This is a genomic window from Pseudomonas sp. KH_040, from assembly GCF_057839305.1.
Map to the genome: position 1 here is coordinate 4,754,299 of NZ_CM174487.1, position 14,761 is coordinate 4,769,059.

Genomic DNA, 14,761 nt, shown 5'->3' on the forward strand with positions numbered 1-14,761 from the left:
TACAGGCATAAAAAAACGCCGGGCAATGCCCGGCGTTTTTGTGTGTGCGATTCAGATTTTGGCGGCGCGGCGCTGATGACGCTCCATGTAGCGCTCGACGTAGGAGCATGACGGGATCACCGTGTAGCCCATTTCTTCGGCGTACTGCAGCGCGCTTTCGGTCAGCGCTGCGGCAATGCCACGGCCACGCAGGGCGTTGGGCACGAAGGTGCGATAGATATCCAGGGTCTGTTTCCCCAGATCCATATAGGTCAGGTAGGCACGATGACCGTCCACATTGGTCTCGAACTGATGACCAGCCTGGTCATGGTGGATGGACAACGCCTCGCTCATCACTACTCCTCGCGGGTCTTGAATTCTGACCCCTACCTTACCGATGTTTTTCCGGCGAAGGAACATCTACGCCACCCCGTGCCTGATGGACACCGAGAAGAGCCACACCGATCTCGCGCAACCTGGCACCTGATAAATAGTAGGCACCATTGGCAAAAATGCTCAAGGTACGCTCGTCATCAAGCGGGTTGACGGGGGTTGCTCCGATGGACGCAGAGGTGATTGGGGAGAAGATCTTCCCGGGCCACTCACCTGAACATTGCCGGATGTTGAGACTTAAGACGTGCAGCCTTTTTTAAAGTCACCTCAACATGGACAAAGATAAGCGAAGCAGCGCGCAAAATCGGAACAAAAGTGTGGACGAATTCATCTAGACAGACTTTAGCCAAGACTGCAAAAACAGCACGTGGCAACGGGAACTTTTTCTCATTAACTCGCTCAGCTCGGGGCTTGCAGCTGGGTATTTTTTAAGCAGTGCAGTTAAAAGTTGCTCGAAAAAGAATCAACGCCTACAATTTTTTTTGCTTCTTGCCTTACGTCAGTTTACTTACTACAAGTAATGGGTAGTATGTACGCCGGCTATTTCCTCAATCGTGAGGAGACAGCCACTTAATTTGAAAGTCCTTGAAGGGGAACACGATGAACAACGTTCTGAAATTCTCTGCTCTGGCTCTGGCCGCAGTTCTGGCTACCGGTTGCAGCAGCGCATCGAAAGAAACCGAAGCACGTCTGACCGCTACTGAAGACGCAGCTGCTCGCTCCCAGGCTCGTGCAGACGAAGCTTACCGTAAAGCTGATGAAGCTCTGGCTGCTGCTCAAAAAGCACAACAGACTGCTGACGAAGCTAACGAGCGTGCTCTGCGCATGCTGGACAAAGCTAGCCGCAAGTAATAATCCCTCGGGATTGTTATCAAGCCGACCCGATTTTTCGGGTCGGCTTTTTTGTGCCCGATGCTTTTCCCCGGGCAATAAAAAACCCGCCGAGGCTACACGTATCGGCGGGTTTTTGATCTCGACTTACTGCTGCAAGTCGATCGGTGTGTTCGAGACTATCGGCGCCGAGGTATTCGGCGTGCCGATTTCAGTTGGCAGACCATCTTCAGCCGCGACCACATCACGCACCACATCCCAGTTCACGCGCAGGTTACTGGTGACGTCTTCGCGCTTGAGCATCGCATTGATCACGGCAGTGTGCTTGTCGACCACCGACGGGTTGCCCTTGTCGTCGATTGGTGTGTGCGCTTCCAGATAGACCTTGCCGCCACTGCTGCCGAACTTGTAGGCATCGTTGAGGATGCGCACCGAGGTACCGACCGGGACCATGCTGGCCATTTCCAGCACGTTGTTGTTGAACATGCGGAAGCAGCCGTGGCTGGTGCGCATGCCGATACCGAATTTCTTGTTCGAACCGTGGATCAGGTAGCCCGGCGTGCCCAGGGTGAACTTGAACGGACCCAGCGGATTGTCCGGGCCGGCCGGCACTACGTTCGGCAGCGGGTCGCCGTCAGCGGCGTGTTCAGCCTTGATCGACGCTGGAGGCGTCCAGGTCGGGTTGGGCGTCTTGGCGGTGATCGAGGTGTGCGCGATCGGCGAACCCCAGCCCTCACGACCAATACCCAGCGGGAACGTATACACCACGTTCTTGCCTTTCGGGAAGTAGTAGAGGCGGTATTCGGCGAGGTTGATGACGATGCCTTCGCGCGGGCCCGGCGGCAGAATGAAACGGGTCGGCAGAACGATTTCGGTGCCGGCGCCCGGCAACCAGGCATCGACGCCCGGGTTGGCCGCGACCATTTCCGAGTAACCCAGATCGTACTTCGTGCCCAGATCGGCGAAGGTGTCTTCGTACTTGGCTTTGATCACCTGCACCTGACCGATGATGTCTTCACCGGGTGGTGGCAGGGGAAACTCCAATGCAGCAACGGGACCGGCCACACACAGGGCGGCAAGTGACAGGCAGCGGGTGACGGCAGGAAAGCGCGGCAACATCCGGAAAATCCTTCGCATGATCAACAAGGGTATAAGAGCGCGATTGTACACCGCACTTTGAATATTCGGGGAGCCACGCCGATGGACCGTGCTGAATGCGAAAAGATCGCAGACTTCGGCAGCTCCTACAGGATTACGCGAACCCATGTAGGAGCTGCCGCAGGCTGCGATCTTTTGACTTTAGAGCTCGAACCGCAATTCCGGCCAGATTGGTGAAGTGCCGCGCTTCTGCGACTCCAGAATCGCCCGGCACAGCGAGCACAGGCGCTGATCCTGAAACACCCGGCGATCCACGCTCGACCAGCGCGGCTGCGCCGGCAGCAGACTGCCGCACAGGGTGCGATCGGCCGAACCACCGAGTTCGAGTTGCCGGGTCACCAGATGCACCCGCACTTCCTGGCAGGCGAACAGATCCAGCTGCTCGTCAGGCTCGATCAGTTGGTAGGCAAACAGGGACCAGGCAGAACGCGACATCGGGGGCTCCAAATAAGGGGGCGCCACATTAGCCGAAAGCCTGCCCTTAGAAAAGCCTCATAACAGCGGTTTTAGCGTCGGCCAGACATTTTCCAGCAACTTGCCCTGAGCCCCGGCCGCCGGGTGCAGACCATCGGCCTGCATCAGGTCTGGATGACCGCCCACGCCGTCGAGGAAAAACGGCACCAGAGGGATCTTTTTATCGTCGGCGAGTTTGCCGTAGACCTCGGCAAAAGCATCGGTGTAGCGCTTGCCGTAATTGGGCGGCAGTTGCATGCCGAGCAACAGCACCTTGGCCCCGCTCTGACGCGAGCTGTCGATCATCGAGGCAAGATTTTGTTGCAATTGATTTGGCGGCATTCCGCGCAAGCCATCGTTGCCACCCAGTTCGAGGATCACCAGTTCCGGCTTATGCTCTGCAAGCAGCGCCGGCAGCCGTGCCTGGCCTCCGGCACTGGTGTCGCCACTGATCGAGGCATTGACCACTTTGTCGTCGAAACCCTCCTGTTTGAGCCGTTGTTCGAGCAACGACACCCACCCCAAGCGGGTATCCAGTCCGAAACCGGCGCTGATACTATCGCCAACGATCAGGACAGTACCCGCCGCTGCGTTCTGGGCCATGCACATCAAGGCCAGGCCAGCACTCAAAAACCACACACGCATCGGATTCTCCATGGGCGCAAGCATTCTCACCGCGAAGAACCTCAGCAAAGTGGTTCCCAGCGCGGAAGGTGAACTGACTATCCTGCACGAACTCAGCCTGGAACTGAACAAGGGCGACAGCCTCGCCATCGTCGGCGCATCCGGTTCGGGCAAATCCACCCTCCTCGGCCTGCTCGCCGGCCTCGACCTGCCAAGCAGTGGCGAAGTCATTCTCGCCGGCCAGGGCCTGAGCAATCTCGATGAAGACCAGCGCGCACGCATTCGTGCCGAGCACGTGGGTTTCGTCTTTCAATCGTTTCAACTGCTCGACAGCCTCAACGCACTGGAAAACGTCATGCTGCCGCTGGAACTCGATGGCCGCAAAGACGCCCGTGAACGCGCGACCGAATTGCTCCAGCGCGTCGGACTCGGCCAGCGCCTCACGCACTCGCCGCGCCAGCTCTCCGGTGGTGAGCAACAACGTGTTGCGATCGCCCGTGCGTTTGCCGCCGAGCCCGATGTGCTATTTGCCGACGAACCGACCGGCAACCTCGACAGCCACACCGGTGAGCGCATCAGCGATCTGCTTTTCGAATTGAACAAGGAACGCGGCACCACCCTGGTGCTGGTGACCCACGACGAACGCCTGGCCCATCGCTGCCGGCGCCTGATCCGTCTTGAAGCCGGGCTGTTGGTCGCCCCTCTGGAGCCTTGATGGCACGTTTGCCGCTGTTGCGTCTGTTCAGTCTCGCTATACGCCAACTCCTGCGCGATGCCCGCGCCGGCGAATTGCGCGTGTTGTTCTTCGCCTTGGTCGTTGCAGTAGCGGCGAGTACCGCCATCGGCTATTTCGGTGCCCGACTGAATGGCGCGATGATGCTGCGCGCGACCGAGTTCCTCGGCGCCGACCTGGTGCTTGAGGGAAGTTCGCCAGCACGCGAAGAACAGATCAGAAGCGGCACCGAGCTGCGTCTGAAGCATGCGCAAGTGGTGGAATTCTCCAGCGTCATCGCCACCGACAACGGCATTCAGCTGTCGAGCATCAAAGCCGTCGACCGCGCCTATCCGTTGCGCGGCGAACTGAAGAGTGCGCCAGCGCCCTTCGCCACCGAAGAACCCGGCGGTGAACCGCAACCCGGCGAAGCCTGGGTCGAAGTACGCCTGCTGACCGCACTGGATCTGAAGATCGGCGACAGCATCGATGTCGGCATGAAGACATTGAAAATGACCCGTGTGCTGACCTACGAACCGGATCGCGCCGGCAACTTCTACAGCCTCACGCCGCGAGTGATGATCAACCTCGATGACCTCGCCGCCACCGGTGTCGTGCAACCCGGCAGCCGCGTGAGTTACCGCGAACTGTGGCGCGGCGAACCGCAGGCGCTGGAAACCTATCGGCAACTGATCAAACCCGGGCTCGCTGCGAATCAGCGGATTCAGGATGCCCGCGATGGCAACCGGCAGATTGGCGGTGCACTGGGCAAGGCCGAACGTTATCTGAACATGGCCAGTCTGGTCGCCGTGCTGTTGGCCGGTGTCGCGGTGGCGTTATCGGCCAACCGTTTTGCCAGTCGCCGTTTCGATGCCAGTGCGTTGTTGCGTTGCCTTGGTCTTTCGCGCCGGGAAACCATGGTGCTGTTCAGTTTGCAGTTGACCGTGCTCGGGCTGCTCGCCGCACTGAGTGGTGCATTGCTCGGCTGGTTGGCGCAACTGGGTTTGTTCGCGCTGCTGCATGATTTGTTGCCAAGCGACGTGCCACCGGGCGGGCTGTTTCCAGCCATCGCCGGGATCGGCACCGGGCTGGTGGCGTTGGCCGGTTTCGCCTTGCCGCCGCTGGCCGCATTGGGTCGCGTGCCGCCGCTGCGGGTGCTGCGCCGCGACATGCTGCCGATCCCGTCGAGCACGTGGATGGTTTATGGCGCCGCGTTGGGTGCGCTCGGTTTGATCATGTGGCGCCTGAGCCTCGATCTGCTGCTGACATTCGCCCTGCTCGGCGGTGGCGTGGTCGCCGCGTTGGTCTTGGGTGGTTTGCTGCTGTTGTTGCTGCAAAGCCTGCGGCGGATGCTCGCCCGTGCTTCGCTGCCATGGCGCCTGGGCCTGGGCCAGTTGCTGCGCCATCCCTTGGCAGCGGCCGGTCAATCGCTGGCATTCGGTCTGATTCTGCTGTCGATGGCCTTGATCGCCCTGCTGCGCGGCGAACTGCTCGACACCTGGCAAAACCAGCTTCCGAAAAACGCTCCCAACTATTTTGCTCTGAACATCCTGCCAGCAGACAAACAGGCGTTCACCGATCACCTGATCAAAGTGTCCGCGCAAGCCGCGCCACTGTATCCGGTAGTGCCGGGACGATTGATCAGCATCAACGGCGAAGCCGTGCAGCAAATCGTCAGCAAGGATTCGGCGGGCGACCGCGCGGTTCAAAGAGATTTGAGTCTGACCTGGGCCGCTGATTTACCGGCGGGCAACAAGCTCACTGCCGGTGAGTGGTGGAAAGATCAGCCGACCGACGATGTTCCCGGGGTATCGGTAGAAGGCAAAGTCGCCGAAAGCCTCCAGCTCAAACTCGGCGACCACATGGTGTTCAGTGTCGGCGGGGTCAATCGCGAGGCGAAGGTCACCAGCCTGCGCGAAATAAACTGGGACAACTTCCAGCCGAACTTCTTCATGATCTTCCAGCCCGGCACATTGAAGGATCTGCCGGCGACTTACCTGACCAGCTTCTATCTGGCGCCGGGCCATGACCAGCAGATCGTCGAACTGTCGCGTACCTTCCCGGCGGTGACCATTCTTCAGGTCGAAGCGCTGCTCGAACAGCTGCGCAGCATCCTCGCCCAAGTCACCCTGGCCGTGGAATATGTGTTGTTGTTTGTTTTGGCAGCGGGCATGGCCGTGCTGTTTTCCGGCTTGCAGGCGACGCTCGATGAACGCATTCGCCAAGGTGCGCTGTTGCGTGCGTTGGGTGCGGAGCGGCAGTTGCTGATCAAGGCGCGGCGTATCGAGTTCGGTTTGCTCGGTGCGGTCAGCGGTTTGCTCGCAGCGATCGGTTCGGAAGTGGTGAGTCTGGTTTTGTATCGCTACGCGTTCGATCTACCGTGGCACCCGCATCCATGGTTGCTGGTGCTGCCGTTGATTGGCGCGGCGTTGATTGGTGGCGCCGGCGTATTCGGAACGCGCCGGGCACTCAATGCAAGTCCACTGACAGTGTTGCGTGAGGGTTGATAGACTCAAGCGGTCTTAATCACAAGAAGTTGCCATGAGCCGTTATCGCCCTCCCCGCACCGCCGGCACCGCGCTGATCACCCCCGAAGGTGAAGCGCGGATGCGCGCCGAATTCCATGAGTTGTGGCATGTGCGCCGCCCGCAAGTGACGCAATCGGTCAGCGAGGCGGCGGCTCAGGGCGATCGCTCGGAGAACGCCGAGTACACCTATGGCAAGAAGATGCTGCGCGAGATCGACAGTCGCGTACGCTTTCTCACCAAACGCCTGGAAGCATTGAAAGTCGTCAGCGAAAAACCCAGCGATCCGAACAAGGTCTACTTCGGCGCTTGGGTAACCATCGAAGACGAAAACGGCAAGCAATCGCGCTACCGCATCGTCGGCCCGGATGAACTGGATCTGAAACTGGGCCTGATCAGCATCGACTCGCCACTGGCCCGCGCCTTGATCGGCAAGGCGCTGGATGCAGAAGTCCGGGTGCAGACGCCGACGGGTGAACAGTTCGTTTACATCGTCGCTATCGACTATCCGTAAAGCGTATCAGCGTCGGGTGATCAAGCCCTGCCGCGCAACGCGGGTCAGTTGCTTGATCATCTCCGGCGCATCCTCAACGCTCGGCGCTTGAATCACCGCCAGATCAAAGCTGTCACTGGCAAAACGCGCCAGCGACTCGCCGTCTTCAACGAACTGGATCAGGAACGCGGCAGGACCGCCGCTGCGACGTGGCCAGCCATCGAGATAACGCAACAGCGTCGGCTGATGTTTGCCGCCAAGGAGAATTTTCGGGTTGCGCTGGGTGATATGTGCCGTGATCGGCGCGGGACGTGCTGGAGGGCGTAGTGCATTCATCGTGTCGTGTCTCTGCCTCAAAAGTCTGCATGGCAGGTGAGAGGCAACACCGAACCAGCGCTTTAGCGGTATTTCGAAGCCCTGTTCCGGCTTCTGACGGCAACTGTTGAAGTCACCTGGCGCCCCGCAAGTAGCTGTTTAAATCGGCGCATGGGCAACATCCTAGAGAACGTGACCGATCAGTGTCAAGAATCAGCCGCAACAAAAAAAGGCCCGCACAATGCGGGCCTATTCCTTGAGCCAGAGCGCTTAGCCGGCGATGGCGCGGTCCACCGAGAGCTTGCCGGCGCCTTCGATCAGGACGGCGAGGCTGCCACCGAGCAGGGCCAGGGCGAACTCGTAACCGTTGTTGGCCATAAACAGACCGTTGCTGATGTGTACGGTGAAGATCGCCACCAGCGACAGGAAGGTCAGGCCCAACGCCGCCGGACGCACCAGCAGGCCGATGATCAAGGCCAGGCCGGCGAAGAACTCAGTACCGCCCGCCAATGTGGCCATCAGGTAGCCCGGGTGCAGGCCAATGCTGTCCATGTACTGCGCGGTGCCTGCCAGACCATACCCACCGAACAGACCGAAGAGTTTTTGCGAGCCGTGCGCAGCGAAGATTACGCCGACCGCAATGCGCAGGATGGTCAGACCGTAGCCGGCGCGGGTGAACAGTACTTTGTTGATCAGAGAGCTCATGGGGCATTCCTTGTTTTTGCGAGAAGTTGTGTGTGTTGGTTGGCCGCTATATTAATCAGTAAAACTCATGTTAAAAGCGCAAATATTCCGCCATAACAATCAGTTTATTAGATCATTTCCGTGAGACGACTTTTTGCGCCCCGGGCTCCAACGACTCCCGCTCCCGGTCGAACGCCAAGTAATACTTGTTCACGCTATTAACATAGCTGACCGGCCCCATTCCTACCTGCTCCATGGCAATGCGCTCGACCTGGAAGAACCACTGGTTAGGATTCAGCCCGCGCCGCCGGGCTTCGGCGCGCATGCCCTGCACGCGCTCGGGGCCAATGTTGTAGGCCGCGAGGGTGAAGGCCATGCGCTCGCGCTCGTTGAGTTTGGGGCTGTTGAAAAACTTGCGGCGAATCATCGCCAGGTACTTGGCCCCGGCCTGCACATTCGCATCGAGATTCTGAATATTGCTCACGCCGACTCGCTGAGCGGCGGAAGGCGTGATCTGCATCAGCCCCGTCGGGCCGCTGCCGCTACGGGCGTTGGGTTGCAGGCGTGATTCCTTGAACGCCAGTGCGGCCAGATTCAGCCAGTCCATGTTCTGCGCGGCGGCGTGCTTTTGCAGAGTCGGGCGCAGTTTTTCGAGACGCTGGCGATCGGCCTTAGCCAACGGATTGTGGACTTGGTACAGGCGTCGATAGATGCGCAAAAACGCAGCATCTTCGTTCGAGGGTTTCTTGTAACCGCCGAGGAAGCGGTCAATGCTTGCACGCAACATTGCGGCGTCACGGCGCACGAACCAGTACTCCTCGCCCGGCTCGCTGATGATCAGTTGCCGGTCAAAACGCAGCTTCGGCAGGATCTTGCCCCAACGCTCGGCGATAGGTTGCTCGACGATGGTCAGGTGAAAAATCCCGCCCTGAACCATCTCCAGCACATCTTCGACCGCCAGGGTCGGATCGACCCATTCGATCTTGATTGGCGCCAGTTTGTGCAACGCCAGTTTCTGATTGAGCTGACTGACCGCTTCCCCCGCCGCACTGCCGGTGGGCAACGCGAGGGTTTTGCCGGAAAGTTGCTCGACCTTGGTGTAGCGTCGCTCGCCCTTGATCCCGACCAACACCAGCGGCACGTTGCTGGCGACCGGTTCGCTACTGGCCACGGCATAGCCAGATTGCAGATCGAGCAATTCACCCGGTGCGACCAGATCACCTTCGCCACGCTGCAAGGCGCCGAGCAATTGGTCCTTGGCTTTGGGAATGATCTTGAGGGTGATTTCCTGGCCATCGCGAGCATGGCCATTGAGGTATTGCTCGAAGGCACGCAGGCGATGGTATTCGACGCCGATGGCCTGGCCCTGAACTTCGCCGGAGCTGTTGCGGCTCTGGTTGACCAGCACGCGCAATACGCGGCTGCTGCGAATCTCGGACAAGTCCCGCACCTTGGCCGCCGGCACGGCTTGCAACGGCCCGGGCAGGCGCGCGACCGCCGTCATCGGCAGTAGCAACGATCCACACAACAGGAGCAAAACCGAGGGACGAACCATCCACTCTCCGGAAAGAATACGGGGCAATTTCATCTCTGAAAGATCGAAATCACCGACAAAAACAGAGCGCTTGGAGCGCTGGCAAAGTGCGAGATACTGGCACAGTAATGGCACTTCTGCCAAACCGGGCTGCGTCGCGGCATCAAAAGACAGCTATAACTCGTTGTAGTTCTTGGCTTTTCTTATGAATCTACAGCTCTGGTATGCTTTCCGGCCTTCGGCCCGAGGTAGCAACCATGCAACTCATCGATATCGGCGTCAACCTGACCAACCCCAGTTTCGCCGACAAACACCAGGCCGTGCTTGATCGCGCCTATGCGGCCGGGGTCTGCCAACTGGTGCTGACCGGCACCAGCGTCGAGGGTAGCGAACAGGCTTTAGAGCTGTGCCAACAGCTGGATGAAAGCGGTCAACGGTTGTTCGCCACCGCCGGTATTCATCCGCATTCGGCCAGCGACTGGAACGCCGATAGCGCCCGTCGTTTGCGCAGTCTGTTGCAAGAAAAAAACGTCGTCGCCGTGGGTGAATGCGGGCTGGATTTCAACCGGGATTTCTCGCCGCGCCCACAACAGGAAAAAGTCCTCGAAGAGCATTTGGCGTTGGCCGTTGAACTGCAATTGCCGGTGTTTCTGCATGAGCGTGATGCCAGCCAGCGCCTGTTGGAAATCCTCAAAGTCTTCCGCGATCAACTGCCCGCCACTGTGGTGCATTGCTTCACCGGCGAGCAAAAAGCCCTGTTCAGCTACCTCGATCTGGACCTGCACATCGGTATCACTGGCTGGATCTGCGATGAGCGTCGGGGCACGCATTTGCATCCGTTGGTGAAAGAGATCAAACGCGGGCGCCTGATGCTGGAAAGCGATGCGCCGTACCTGCTGCCGCGCACCCTGCGACCGAAACCAAAGAATGGGCGCAATGAACCGGCGTATCTGACTGAAGTGCTGCGCGAAGTGGCGTTGCACCGCGGCGAAACCGAGGAAGATCTGGCGGCGCACACCACGGCGTGTGCCCGCGCGTTCTACAACCTCCCGGCATTGGCGATCTTTTGATCTCTTGACTCACATCAAATCGAGTCCTCTGCATAGCGGCACAATAATGGCACCTTGCCAAAACTGTTTCCGCTATCAGAGAAGACCTCCATGGGTGCCTGGCTTAGCAATATCTCGCTGAAATACAAATTCTGGGCGGTCAATGCGGTCGCCTTCGTCACCACCCTTTTGCTGGTGCTGTACGCCGTGCAGCTCGAACAACAGGCGCGCAGTCACGCATCACAGGCCTCGGCGCAAGCCCAGGCGCAATTGCTCAAGGCCTGGCCGGCCGGGCAGGCATTGCCCAAGGCCGATCAGGTGCTGACCTTCAAGCGCGGCGAAGCACCGCGCCTGAACGATCAGCCCTTGCTGGAAATCACGGAAAGCAACGGCTGGAACGAGATCAATCACCTGCCGCTGTTCGGCGATAACCCGCTGATGGGCGCCGAAGTGTTCAGTCGCGCCGATGGCCAGCAAGTTGCGGTCATTGCCTACGGCCCGAGTCTGAGTCAGGTGTTCAGCGAGCGTTTCGCCAACTATGCGGTGGCGGTGTTCATCCTGATGTTCGCCATGCTGTGTGCCTCGCAACTGCTGATCCGTTTTCTGCTCAGCCAGCTCAACACCTTGAAGGACGTCATGCTTCACGTTGAGAAAAGCGGCGATCTCTCGGCTCGTGTGCCACTGGCAGGCAAAGACGAAGTCGGGCAGATGGCCAATGCGTTCAACGCGATGCAGGCCGGTTACCAGCGCGTCGTCACCACCGTGGCCAACACCGCACGGCAACTGGATGTCGGCGCGGCGCGACTGGCATCGAGCATGAACGAAGTGCGCCACGGCATGCTTGGTCAACAGAGCGAAACCGATCAGGCCGCTACCGCGATCAACGAAATGACTGCCACGGTTTATCACATCGCCCAACACGCCGGCGCCACCCGCGACTTGTCGCAGACTGCCGATGGCCTCGCTGGCAGCGGTCAGCAAGTGGTCGCCCGGGTGCAGCACTCGATTGCCGGGCTGTCCAGCGGTGTGCAGCAGACGGCCGAGATGATTCAACGGCTGGCCGAGGACAGTCAGAAGATCAACGGCGTGGTCAGCGTGATTCACAGCATTGCCGAGCAGACCAACTTGCTCGCCCTGAACGCTGCCATCGAGGCCGCCCGCGCCGGTGAAATGGGCCGGGGGTTTGCCGTGGTCGCCGATGAGGTGCGCAATCTGGCGAAACGGGTGCAGACCTCGACCGATGAGATCACCACGATGGTCTCGGCCTTGCAGGCTGGCACCCGCGATGCGGTGGATTTCATGCAGGAGAGTTCGTACAAGGCCGACGATTGCGTGCAGCAGGCGCAGGAGGCCGGCGAAGCACTGGCGGAAATCACCGGGGCGGTGGCGCAGATGCGTGAAAGCAACACGCAGATTGCCGTGGCGGCGGAGCAGCAAAGCCAGGTTGCCGAGGAGATGAACCGGGCGGTGGTGAGTATTCGTGATGTGACCGAAAACACCGTGCAACAAACAGTGGATTCGGCGACGACCAGTAATGAGCTGGCGACGTTGGCCGGGGAGTTGAGCAAAGCAATAGGTCAGTTGAAGCTCTGAAGATCAAAAGATCGCAGCCTTCGGCAGCTCCTACAGGTGTACGCATTTAAATGCCGGAGCTGCCGAAGGCTGCGATCTTTTTTGTCCATCATGACTATGATGCCAATAGCCAACCTTGATTCGCCGCCCTCGCCGCCCGGGCCTATTCTTCAAGCATGTGTTCAACATGGATCGAGGAGTAGAAAACATGGGCAAACGTCACCCCAATCTTCCCGCGTGGCAATGGCGCGCGTACCCGGGTAATCACCAGCACCCGACCAATCTGGTGCTGCACCTGATTGCCGTGCCGTTGTTTATCGTCGCGTTTCTGCTGATCGTGTCCGGGGTGTTCAGCCTGAGTCTGGCCAGCGTCGCCATCGGCGTGATCGGTATCGTTGCGGCGCTGGGTTTGCAGCGCCACGGCCACAGCCTGGAGGCGCAAGCCTCCGAGCCGTTCAGTGATCGTAAAGATGCCGTGTCGCGCTTATTGGTCGAGCAGTTTCTGACCTTTCCGCGCTTCTTTCTCAGCGGCGGCTGGTGGCGCGCTTGGCGTGAACGCCACCGTCGGCACTGACTCAGGCGAAGATCGTGACGGTCTGGCGACTCATCGCAATCAGTTCACCTTCTGCGCTCCACAGCTTGGCGGCGACATGGCCGTAGCCATCGGCGGCGTACTCGATGTCGGCCAGGTATTGGCACCAGTCCAGCGTGCTCAAATCGTGTAGCGGCTGCACAAATTCGATGGTCCAGGTCAGCGTACTGCCCGGTGCAGGCTTCTTCAGATACGGCAACAGCGCGGGCGGCCACGCATCGACCAAGGCCAGCAGATGCGCCTCGTTGACCGGTTCTTCTTTGACATCTCCACGCAAGCGCACCCAGCCGCCCATCAGCCGCGATTGAGTGCCGGTGAACGGCATGCCGCCGACGCTCCAGCGCATTGCCAGATGACGCATGAACTCCGGGGTCACGCCTTTGATATAGGGTAATTCCTGGCATTCATCCCAGTGTTTCATTGACGGCGCCGGATACGCTTCGACTGCCACCTCCGACGGCCGAGAGGCACCGAAACTACCCTGAACGATGGTCACCACCTGACCATTCTGGATCGCCCGGCCCATGACCTGGCTGACGGCCTTGCCTTCGCGCAGTACATCCACTTCGAAACTCACCGGGACTTCAGGCTCGACCGGGCCGACAAAGGTGATCGCCAGCGAACGTACCGGGCGATCCGCCGGGACCTTCGCGCGTATGGCTTCGTATTGCAGCGCAGCCACCAGACCACCGAAGCTCGCACGCCCCTGGCCCCATTCGGCAGGAATGGTCAATTCTGGTTGGCGGCGGACCGCCTCGAGCAGATCGCTAAAGCGCATGGCAACCTCAAAAAACGAAAAAGGAATGCAGGGATCTTAACCAGACCTGCATAGCGCCGCAGCGTCTATTCCGGTCAAATGGGCTGACAGAAAGGCCTTAGCGTATTTCAAATACAGACACAAAACCCTGTAGGAGCTGCCGAAGGCTGCGATCTTTTGATTTTGATTTTGATTTTTAACAACAAGATCAAAAGATCGCAGCCTTCGGCAGCTCCTGCAGGGGATATCGCGGGGCTCAGGTTATTTGAAACAGGCTGAACTGAGTTTTTCCAGCACACGATCAGCTTTGCTTTCGGCTTTGATCATGGTCGCCTGCCAAGTGACGACACAGGGCTGAAGATCCGCCTCCAGTTCGGCTTTCGCCAGCCACTGCCAGCAATCGTGCCAGTCACCCAACGCGCCTTGGGCCGACTTCAATCGCGCCAGCGCCGCCTCGGGCAAGCGGTCCAGTTCGGGATAGGCTTCGATGCCGTAGCGCACGCGCTTGATCAGCAAACGCAAGCGGTGACGGTCGTGAGCGGGATCGTGCAGCGCCTCGTCGAGTTTCTGCCATTGCTTGCCGAGGCGTTTTTCGATGCGCTTGTCCAACCCCTTGAGCAAGCCCTGACGCTGTGAGGCGCGCAGGAATCGCGGGAACGCGTCGAGAATCATCAGCAGCGAGGCCACTTCGCCACTCGCCGCCAGCGCCGGATAAGCCTCGGCCATCTGCGCCATGCGGCGTTGCGCGGCTTCGGGCTGATCATGCGCGAGCAGGTACGCCGCCAACACCTCGCGATCACGCCACGGGGTGGTCAATTGGCCGACCGCCGAGGCGGCATCTTCCAGTTGCTCGACACCGGGCAAGCCGCGCAATGGCCGCAACAGGCTGCGCAAGCGCCGCACCGTAGTGCGCAGATCGTGCAGCGCCTCGGGGTCGGTACGTGCCGTCAATCGCGCCTGACAGGCCAGCAGCCGTACCTCCAGGCTCAGGACATGAGCCACCAACCGGTCAACCAACGCAGACATCACTTGCTCCTGATTCCAATGGATTGAAAATCATACTGCCGCCCAGTGACCGCAGCCTCCTTGC

The 14,761-nt window shown here is 59.6% G+C and carries 16 protein-coding genes; 7 read left to right on the top strand and 9 right to left on the bottom strand.

What is annotated here, in order from left to right:
* Positions 1-51: 51 nt before the first annotated feature.
* Positions 52-333 carry a GNAT family N-acetyltransferase gene (locus tag AC3IUF_RS21105; RefSeq protein ID WP_003226804.1) on the bottom strand — a complete coding sequence of 94 codons (282 nt, stop codon included), beginning with the start codon at positions 331-333 and terminating at the stop codon, positions 52-54.
* A 639-nt stretch (positions 334-972) separates the two neighbouring features.
* Here AC3IUF_RS21105 and oprI point away from each other — a divergent pair.
* Positions 973-1,224 (top strand): outer membrane lipoprotei OprI, encoded by a 252-nt coding sequence (gene oprI / locus AC3IUF_RS21110; RefSeq protein WP_003199355.1) that lies wholly within the window; start codon positions 973-975, stop codon positions 1,222-1,224.
* Between the two features lie 126 nt (positions 1,225-1,350).
* Here the strand turns inward: oprI and AC3IUF_RS21115 are convergent, their stop codons facing one another.
* From AC3IUF_RS21115 to AC3IUF_RS21125, 3 genes are all read right to left on the bottom strand, one after another.
* Entirely contained in the window at positions 1,351-2,322 is a 972-nt protein-coding gene (locus tag AC3IUF_RS21115) for a L,D-transpeptidase family protein (RefSeq protein ID WP_007950157.1), read from the bottom strand.
* Between the two features lie 180 nt (positions 2,323-2,502).
* Complete coding sequence (locus AC3IUF_RS21120; protein ID WP_007908575.1) at positions 2,503-2,796, bottom strand: hypothetical protein; 294 nt, start codon at positions 2,794-2,796, stop codon at positions 2,503-2,505.
* 57 nt (positions 2,797-2,853) lie between these two features.
* On the bottom strand, positions 2,854-3,459 hold the full coding sequence (locus AC3IUF_RS21125; RefSeq protein ID WP_007908573.1) for an arylesterase: 606 nt from the start codon (positions 3,457-3,459) through the stop codon (positions 2,854-2,856).
* A gap of 10 nt (positions 3,460-3,469) precedes the next feature.
* Between AC3IUF_RS21125 and AC3IUF_RS21130 the strand changes: the two genes are divergently transcribed.
* From AC3IUF_RS21130 to greB, 3 genes are read left to right on the top strand one after another with little or no spacing between them, the layout of a single operon-like run.
* Positions 3,470-4,153 (top strand): ABC transporter ATP-binding protein, encoded by a 684-nt coding sequence (locus AC3IUF_RS21130; RefSeq protein ID WP_007908572.1) that lies wholly within the window; start codon positions 3,470-3,472, stop codon positions 4,151-4,153.
* Complete coding sequence (locus AC3IUF_RS21135) at positions 4,153-6,657, top strand: ABC transporter permease (RefSeq protein WP_489279226.1); 2,505 nt, start codon at positions 4,153-4,155, stop codon at positions 6,655-6,657. The genes AC3IUF_RS21130 and AC3IUF_RS21135 overlap by 1 nt, the downstream gene beginning before the upstream one ends.
* A gap of 34 nt (positions 6,658-6,691) precedes the next feature.
* On the top strand, positions 6,692-7,189 hold the full coding sequence (gene greB, locus AC3IUF_RS21140) for a transcription elongation factor GreB (protein ID WP_447786582.1): 498 nt from the start codon (positions 6,692-6,694) through the stop codon (positions 7,187-7,189).
* A gap of 6 nt (positions 7,190-7,195) precedes the next feature.
* On the opposite strand, the gene AC3IUF_RS21145 is transcribed toward greB, so the two are convergent.
* From AC3IUF_RS21145 to AC3IUF_RS21155, 3 genes are all read right to left on the bottom strand, one after another.
* The gene (locus AC3IUF_RS21145; RefSeq protein WP_007908569.1) at positions 7,196-7,504 is read right to left on the bottom strand and encodes a hypothetical protein; all 309 of its coding nucleotides are present in this window, start codon (positions 7,502-7,504) and stop codon (positions 7,196-7,198) included.
* A 249-nt stretch (positions 7,505-7,753) separates the two neighbouring features.
* Positions 7,754-8,188 carry a DoxX family protein gene (locus AC3IUF_RS21150; RefSeq protein WP_007908568.1) on the bottom strand — a complete coding sequence of 145 codons (435 nt, stop codon included), beginning with the start codon at positions 8,186-8,188 and terminating at the stop codon, positions 7,754-7,756.
* Positions 8,189-8,300: 112 nt separating this feature from the next.
* Entirely contained in the window at positions 8,301-9,722 is a 1,422-nt protein-coding gene (locus tag AC3IUF_RS21155; protein WP_007950156.1) for an MltF family protein, read from the bottom strand.
* A gap of 236 nt (positions 9,723-9,958) precedes the next feature.
* Here AC3IUF_RS21155 and AC3IUF_RS21160 point away from each other — a divergent pair, with 236 nt between their 5' ends.
* The 3 genes from AC3IUF_RS21160 (at position 9,959) to AC3IUF_RS21170 (ending at position 12,896) form a co-directional block, all read left to right on the top strand.
* Complete coding sequence (locus AC3IUF_RS21160; protein ID WP_447786587.1) at positions 9,959-10,771, top strand: TatD family hydrolase; 813 nt, start codon at positions 9,959-9,961, stop codon at positions 10,769-10,771.
* A gap of 90 nt (positions 10,772-10,861) precedes the next feature.
* Positions 10,862-12,343 carry a methyl-accepting chemotaxis protein gene (locus tag AC3IUF_RS21165; RefSeq protein WP_463543485.1) on the top strand — a complete coding sequence of 494 codons (1,482 nt, stop codon included), beginning with the start codon at positions 10,862-10,864 and terminating at the stop codon, positions 12,341-12,343.
* Positions 12,344-12,530: 187 nt separating this feature from the next.
* The gene (locus tag AC3IUF_RS21170; RefSeq protein ID WP_007908547.1) at positions 12,531-12,896 is read left to right on the top strand and encodes a DUF962 domain-containing protein; all 366 of its coding nucleotides are present in this window, start codon (positions 12,531-12,533) and stop codon (positions 12,894-12,896) included.
* Between the two features lies 1 nt (position 12,897).
* On the opposite strand, the gene AC3IUF_RS21175 is transcribed toward AC3IUF_RS21170, so the two are convergent.
* Positions 12,898-13,692: an acyl-CoA thioesterase gene (locus AC3IUF_RS21175; RefSeq protein WP_007908545.1), complete on the bottom strand. Its 795-nt coding sequence runs from the start codon at positions 13,690-13,692 to the stop codon at positions 12,898-12,900.
* Between the two features lie 240 nt (positions 13,693-13,932).
* Positions 13,933-14,697 (bottom strand): CHAD domain-containing protein, encoded by a 765-nt coding sequence (locus tag AC3IUF_RS21180; protein WP_489279229.1) that lies wholly within the window; start codon positions 14,695-14,697, stop codon positions 13,933-13,935.
* Positions 14,698-14,761: the final 64 nt, after the last annotated feature.

Excerpts from the sequence above, each read along its gene's own strand:
- AC3IUF_RS21180 (WP_489279229.1), bottom strand. The coding sequence starts at position 14,697 with ATGTCTGCGTTGGTTGACCGGTTGGTGGCTCATGTCCTGAGCCTGGAG.
- AC3IUF_RS21170 (WP_007908547.1), top strand. The coding sequence starts at position 12,531 with ATGGGCAAACGTCACCCCAATCTTCCCGCGTGGCAATGGCGCGCGTAC.
- AC3IUF_RS21130 (WP_007908572.1), top strand. The coding sequence starts at position 3,470 with ATGGGCGCAAGCATTCTCACCGCGAAGAACCTCAGCAAAGTGGTTCCC.
- AC3IUF_RS21145 (WP_007908569.1), bottom strand. The coding sequence starts at position 7,504 with ATGAATGCACTACGCCCTCCAGCACGTCCCGCGCCGATCACGGCACAT.
- AC3IUF_RS21135 (WP_489279226.1), top strand. The coding sequence starts at position 4,153 with ATGGCACGTTTGCCGCTGTTGCGTCTGTTCAGTCTCGCTATACGCCAA.
- oprI (WP_003199355.1), top strand. The coding sequence starts at position 973 with ATGAACAACGTTCTGAAATTCTCTGCTCTGGCTCTGGCCGCAGTTCTG.
- AC3IUF_RS21125 (WP_007908573.1), bottom strand. The coding sequence starts at position 3,459 with ATGCGTGTGTGGTTTTTGAGTGCTGGCCTGGCCTTGATGTGCATGGCC.
- AC3IUF_RS21120 (WP_007908575.1), bottom strand. The coding sequence starts at position 2,796 with ATGTCGCGTTCTGCCTGGTCCCTGTTTGCCTACCAACTGATCGAGCCT.
- AC3IUF_RS21115 (WP_007950157.1), bottom strand. The coding sequence starts at position 2,322 with ATGTTGCCGCGCTTTCCTGCCGTCACCCGCTGCCTGTCACTTGCCGCC.
- AC3IUF_RS21165 (WP_463543485.1), top strand. The coding sequence starts at position 10,862 with ATGGGTGCCTGGCTTAGCAATATCTCGCTGAAATACAAATTCTGGGCG.
- AC3IUF_RS21175 (WP_007908545.1), bottom strand. The coding sequence starts at position 13,692 with ATGCGCTTTAGCGATCTGCTCGAGGCGGTCCGCCGCCAACCAGAATTG.
- AC3IUF_RS21155 (WP_007950156.1), bottom strand. The coding sequence starts at position 9,722 with ATGGTTCGTCCCTCGGTTTTGCTCCTGTTGTGTGGATCGTTGCTACTG.
- AC3IUF_RS21105 (WP_003226804.1), bottom strand. The coding sequence starts at position 333 with ATGAGCGAGGCGTTGTCCATCCACCATGACCAGGCTGGTCATCAGTTC.
- AC3IUF_RS21160 (WP_447786587.1), top strand. The coding sequence starts at position 9,959 with ATGCAACTCATCGATATCGGCGTCAACCTGACCAACCCCAGTTTCGCC.
- AC3IUF_RS21150 (WP_007908568.1), bottom strand. The coding sequence starts at position 8,188 with ATGAGCTCTCTGATCAACAAAGTACTGTTCACCCGCGCCGGCTACGGT.
- greB (WP_447786582.1), top strand. The coding sequence starts at position 6,692 with ATGAGCCGTTATCGCCCTCCCCGCACCGCCGGCACCGCGCTGATCACC.